Source organism: Streptomyces sp. 8L, from assembly GCF_020176795.1.
Taxonomy (GTDB): Bacteria; Actinomycetota; Actinomycetes; order Streptomycetales; family Streptomycetaceae; genus Streptomyces.
In genome coordinates this window covers 1-4,539 of sequence record NZ_JAIUKE010000531.1, presented here as the reverse complement: position 1 = coordinate 4,539, position 4,539 = coordinate 1, and the positions used below count along the sequence as shown (strand labels likewise).

The window sequence follows — 4,539 nt, the reverse complement described above, 5'->3', positions numbered from 1 at the left end:
AGCGTGTGTGCGAACCGGGGCGCCCCCGGCGTGGGCGGCGTGGCCGGCGACGCGGGGTAGCCGCGGGCACAGTCGACTTCGCGGGGGGCCCCCCTCAGGGTGGCCGCCGGGGGCCGGCCTTGTCGGCCCACACATTCTTGATGGAGGAACCCTGTGTACACGCTGACACCCGGCTACCGGATCCCCGCCTTGCAGCGCGGCCTGAGCCCGACTGAATCGCTGCTGACGAAGGCCAACGCGGGTCTGGGCGGCGCCATGCTCATGTCGGCGCTCCTTGCTCCCCCGCCCGCCTGGACGTTCGGCGCGGTCGGCGCGGCTGCCGCGTTGATCAACGTGGCGCCCGGGCCGCGTTCGATCGCCCGGTGGGCCACGGTCGGCTACCGGCACCTGCGCGAACGCACCGTGCCCGACGCCATGACGGGCCAGGCCGGCACCACCGCGACGTGGGGCGTGTACCCCGAGCACGGCACCATGCAGGACACCTCCCGCCGAACCGCGTTCCACGAAGCGCTCTCCCACGCGCTGACGTTCGCCGGCGGGCAGACCCGCAACGCCGGCATCCAGGTCCACATCACCCACCACGCCACCGTCCGCGAATACACCGAGCACACACAGACCGTCTCCGTCCACGTCCCCAAAGGCTTGACCAGCCAGCCAGAGCGGATCCTGGACACCGTCCAGGGCGAGTTCGCCCACCTCGGCGCCCTCACGCCTCTCACCCCCGAGCCCGTCCCCGTAGTCACGGGCCGTGGCCCGGGGTGGGTCGCCCTGGAAGACGGCCGCTACGCCTCGACAGCCCGCATCACCGCCTGGCCCGACGAAGCCAGCGGCGACCTCATGGCACGCCTCCTGCTCGGGCACGGCACGGACCGTTCCCTGGCCGTTCTGTACCGGCCGCTGCCGGCCGCGCAGTCACGGCGCTCCGCGAAATGGCAGTCGGCTGCGGGGGAGGCGTTCACCACCGACAAGGTCAAGGCCGCCGCCCACGAGCTCGCCGACGGCGCCACCCACGGCGCCCTGGTCCAGGGCGCCGCCCTCGTCGACCTCGACGCCTACCTCACCGTGTGGGGGCCAAGTCCCGAGGACGTACGCGAGGCCCGCTGGCAAGCCTCGCTGAGCGCGGACCGCCACCGCATCCGCCTCGACTGGCTGCCCGGCCAGCAGCACCGCGCCCACGTCATGACCACCCCGCACGGAGCCTCCACCAGGAAAGGGGCCATCCTCTGATGATCCGCCTGCCCTCCAGCCACGCCGCGATCACCGCCCCCCTCATCGCCTCCAACACCGCCTTTCCCGGCATCCCGATCGGGCGTTCCCTGCTGGACGGCCGGCAGTTCTGCCTCTCCCCCGTCCAGGCCGACGCGGCGCTCCTGCCTTCCACGAGCAGCATCGCCTTGGGTGGGCTCGGGTCCGGAAAGTCCGCGACGAAGAAGGTGTGCATCCGGCGCGAGATCCTCCAGCACCAGCACCAGGCCGTCGTCATCGACTCTGGTCAGAACAACGACAATGTCGGCGAGTGGGGGCCGGTGACGCGCTCCCTGGGGGGCCGGGTCATCCGCGCCGGCGAGTTCACCCTCAACCCCTGCTCGGAGCTGTTCCCGCCCCCCGTGCGCGAGGAGCTGGTCCGCTCGCTGATCGTCGCGGCCGAACCCGGCACCCTCACCCACCACGCCACCCACGCCCTCCAGCACGCTCTGAACCACCCGAAGGCCACGTCGCTCAATGGGCTGATCGACGCGCTCGTCGCCCCGCAGGACGGCCGGTGGCCGGCCGCGCGACTGGCCGAGTGGGGCGAGCCCGCCGCGCTCGCCCTCTCCCGCTACACGGACGGCTCGCTGAGCGGCCTGTTCGACGGACAGGACGCGAGCCTGCCCGAGACCGACCTGCCCATCCTCTCCTTCGATTTCACCGGCCTCGACCGCAACAGCCCGGCGATTCCGGCGCTGATGGCGGCGGTGTCGTGCTGGGCGGAGCACGTATGGCTGCCGCAGTCGACGGCCGTGCACCGCCACCTGGTCATCGAGGAGGCCTGGCAGATCCTCCTGTCCACCGACACCAGCGAGCTGATCCAGCGCCTGCTGAAGAACTCCCGCAAAACGGGGCTGTCGCTGCACGCGGTCATGCACACCCTCTCCGACCTCGGTGAGGGACGGGCCCAGGACCTCGCCCGGCTGTGCGAGGTCGCCCACGTCGGACGCCTCGGCCCCAAAGAAGCCGCCCTCGTCGGCACGCTCCTGGGCCTGCCCGACTGGGCCATCACCATGATCCCCAACCTCGACCCAGGACAAGCCGTCTGGAAAGTCGGCGCCCACCACATCGACGTCGTCCAGACCCTCCTCGACAACGACGAGATCACCCTCACCGACACCTCCACCCGCCGCCGCAACGCCCAGCACACCCCCGCCAAAGACGAAGACGCTGTAGACGAGGACGAGGCGGGCGAGAACTTGGTGATAGAGGAGGCCAGCCTGCCCGAGGAGGGCGACGACGACGTCCACGACGAAGACCTGCTGGCGCCCCTCGAAGATCTCCTGACCGACCAGGAAGAGCCGCCGACCGAGCGGGACCAGGAGAACTGGGATTGGGAGATGCCGCCCAACGTCATCGACACCGACGCCCAGCACGAGGACAACGCCAGGCACGAGGCGGTCCTGCAAGCCGCGCTGGAAGGCCGGCACAGCGAGGCTGCCGAACTCGCCGCCCTCGGCGAGCGCGCAGACATCGCCGCCCACGGCATCAACTCACCCCAGGCCGCCTCCTGGCTGTCGACCCGGGCCCGCGTGGCTGACATCGGCGGAAACCCCGCCCAGGCGCAGCAACTGCGCGCCACCATCGTGAACATGAGGAAGGAAGAGGCCATGGGAGCCAACACCGAGGGTGACTGGTTCACGAGCGAGCAGAGCACCCCGCAGTGGTACAGCGGACCGCAGCCGCCCCCGGTCGCCGCGCCCGAGCCCGCGCCGGCCCCCGACCACGCAGGGGGTTCGTCGGCTCGGCGGCGTACCTGGCCCGCCGTCGCCGCGGTTGCCGCTGCAAGCATCGCCACCGCCGGAATCGTGCAGCACTCCCACCAGGAACAGCAGCAGCAGGAACGTGCGGCCAAGGCGCAAGCGTTCAGGGGCCGGGCCGGAGCGGCGCTCAACCTCGACGGAGTCCACGCCTACCCCATTGCGCAGTGGAGCATCTACCGGGACAAGGTGACCGTCGAACTGCGCTCCTACTTCGACAAGAACGCCAAGTACCTGCACATCGAGGCGGACGACAAGACCGCCACCAGCGTGCGCAAGGACGGGTGGTACCCGCTGACGCCGGAGATCACCCTGCCCGTCACCGACCCGCTCGCCGACGTGACAGTAAAGATCGCCGTTGGCGGCAAGACCTGGCACGACGGCTCCCCCGGCATCGTCCGCACCGTGCGCCTGTCACCCACCGGCGCCGCCTACGACGCGGAGACCGGCAGGCAACTGCCCTCCGATCTCCAGTACTGACATCTCACAGCTCCCCCGGCGGCCCCGCACCCTCCCAGAACCAGAAGGGTTGCGGGGCCAGTCGGCGACTCCGCGGACAACGTGCGCCCCTTCCACTAGCGCCGACCCGCCGCCCTGCCTGGCCCTCGCCCCCCCCCGCGGGGCGAGGACCGGACAGGCCGACCGGCCTACCCCGCCCACGTGCCTCACCACCACCAATCCAAGGAGCTGCCATGAGCCTGTTCCGCCGTAAGAAGCCCGCCCAGACGACTGTGACCGCACGAGAGATCCAGAAGGCAGCTGACCAGCTGAACGCCGGTGACAACCATCTATCCGACCAGCTGTGCGAACAGGCCAGGACTGTCGGCGGCCGAGCCGGAGAGCAGCGGATGGCGATGGCCATCCTCGGTGCCTCCATCCAATTCGACTGACCGTGCGAGCGAGGCCAAGAGACGATCGGCCCCGGAAGGAGAACACGATGAACACGAGCGACACGACCGAGGAGGACGGCAGGACCCGGCCACCGCTGGCCTGCTACTGGGTACAGGAACCCGACGGGACCCGCTGGCTGGTGCCCGGCTGCGTCGCCCGCCTCCACAACGCGGACGCCGACGCCTGCACCTGCCCCACCCTCGCCCGGCAACTCGCCCAGGCCCGCCGCGAACCCGACCAGGCGCAGCGCGGCCACCGTCCCCGCCGACACCCCGATCGTCGCCGGAGACGACGCCCGGCGCGCCCGCTGGTGGCCCCTGAACGACCTGCCGGACCGGCTGGCCTTCGACCACGCCGACATCCTCAACGCCGCCAAGACCGCCTGAGCCCTCGCCGCCAGACATCAGAGCGCCGCCCCTGAGCCGGACGGCCGGGCGCGGCGCTCCGGTGACCCCGTCCTCCACCACCGAGCGGGAGAACCCTTTGCACTCGATCCGCCTTACCTCGTTCGGCTACCTCCACCTGCCCACCCCCCCCCCGGGGGGCCCCCCACCCCCCCCCCCCCCCCCCAAAAAAAAAGGGCCGGGCCCCCCCCCGGGCCCCCGGCCCCGGGGGGGGGGCCGAAACCCCCCGGGCGCCC

General features: G+C 71.5%; 3 protein-coding genes and 1 pseudogene. All 4 read left to right on the top strand.

Translation table 11 applies throughout. The annotated features are described in order from the left end of the window. Window positions 1-153: 153 nt before the first annotated feature. A complete protein-coding gene (locus LCE31_RS33390) occupies window positions 154-1,227 on the top strand; it encodes a hypothetical protein (RefSeq protein ID WP_225021164.1) in 1,074 nt (357 codons plus the stop codon). Then, window positions 1,227-3,488 carry a hypothetical protein gene (locus LCE31_RS33385; protein WP_225021162.1) on the top strand — a complete coding sequence of 754 codons (2,262 nt, stop codon included), beginning with the start codon at window positions 1,227-1,229 and terminating at the stop codon, window positions 3,486-3,488. Before LCE31_RS33390 ends, LCE31_RS33385 begins: the two co-directional genes overlap by 1 nt. Window positions 3,489-3,700: 212 nt before the next feature. Continuing rightward, the gene (locus LCE31_RS33380) at window positions 3,701-3,898 is read left to right on the top strand and encodes a hypothetical protein (RefSeq protein ID WP_225021159.1); all 198 of its coding nucleotides are present in this window, start codon (window positions 3,701-3,703) and stop codon (window positions 3,896-3,898) included. A 249-nt stretch (window positions 3,899-4,147) separates the two neighbouring features. Continuing rightward, window positions 4,148-4,285 (top strand): annotated as a pseudogene (locus LCE31_RS33375) (NUDIX hydrolase); the annotation flags it as partial. Window positions 4,286-4,539: the final 254 nt, after the last annotated feature.

Bases quoted from the DNA above. Each gene is read 5' to 3' on its own strand.
- LCE31_RS33380 (WP_225021159.1), top strand. From the start codon at position 3,701: ATGAGCCTGTTCCGCCGTAAGAAGCCCGCCCAGACGACTGTGACCGCA.
- LCE31_RS33385 (WP_225021162.1), top strand. From the start codon at position 1,227: ATGATCCGCCTGCCCTCCAGCCACGCCGCGATCACCGCCCCCCTCATC.